This is a genomic window from Porcipelethomonas ammoniilytica (genome assembly GCF_025567485.1).
GTDB classification, from domain to species: Bacteria; Bacillota; Clostridia; order Oscillospirales; family Ruminococcaceae; genus Porcipelethomonas; species Porcipelethomonas ammoniilytica.
Genome location: NZ_JAOQKH010000066.1, coordinates 658 through 1642 on the forward strand (window position 1 = coordinate 658; position 985 = coordinate 1642).

The 985-nt window shown below is 41.2% G+C and carries 1 protein-coding gene and 1 pseudogene; both read left to right on the forward strand.

Annotated features, from left to right (window positions below; translation table 11 throughout):
- Positions 1-675 (forward strand): annotated as a pseudogene (locus OCV67_RS13210) (hypothetical protein); the annotation flags it as partial.
- Positions 676-680: 5 nt separating this feature from the next.
- On the forward strand, positions 681-985 hold a 305-nt coding region (locus OCV67_RS13215; protein WP_147644393.1), incomplete at its 3' end, for a VRR-NUC domain-containing protein.

Sequence of the window (985 nt, forward strand, 5' to 3'; positions counted from 1 at the left end):
CTTGTTGAAACGGTAATTATAGCGCGTCCTACTCAGTCGGACAGCTTATATACTCAGATGGTGGGACGGGGTTTAAGACTTCATCCGGATAAGGAAAAATTAACGCTGATCGATTGCGTTGGAATTACGGGAAAACGTTCCCTTTGCACAGCGCCGTCATTGTTAGGAATAGATATCAGCAATATTTCAAAAGCACAGCAGGATAAGCTTGAGGGAGATTTATTCGAACTGCCTGAAAAAATTGAACGTGCGGCAGATACACCGTCCAGCTGGATAAGAAATATTGAAATTGTAAATCTGTGGGCACGGGAACAGCAGTATAATTTACATGATATTAATTTCTTCCAGATGCCGGACGGACGTTTGATATGTAATCTTCCGGATAGAAAAAAGCTGATTATACCGTGTCCGGACGAACTAGGAAACGTGATCTATAATGGCAGCCGAACTGATATGCAAAGTGCAATTGATACGGTGTACACAGAATTAAATGAAAATTATTCCGATAGTGAATATATCTGGAATCTTGAAAAAGCCAAGCGTTGGGGACGTTATCCTGCGTCGGACAAGCAAAAAAATCTGATAAAAAGAAAATGCAGGAATGAGGAGATTGACTTTGACAGTCTTACTAAATTACAAGCGTCTCAGATATTAAACAGAGTAATGGGAGGTTGATTTTTATGACAGAAGCACAGCATCAGATAAATGTGATCAAATGGACTCAGCAGCCTGGTATACGGCGTAAATATCCGGAACTGAAATTACTGTATCACATTCCTAACGAGCGTAAATGCTCCCAGATACAAGGCAGACAGCTAAAATTACAGGGTGTTAAATCAGGTGTTCCCGACTTACATCTTCCCGTTGCGCGGGGCGAATATCTCAGTCTTTACATAGAGCTGAAAGCCGAAAAGGGGAAAGTCTCGGATAACCAAAATTGGTGGATCACTGAATTGCAGGAACAAGGTAATAAATGCGTTGTTTG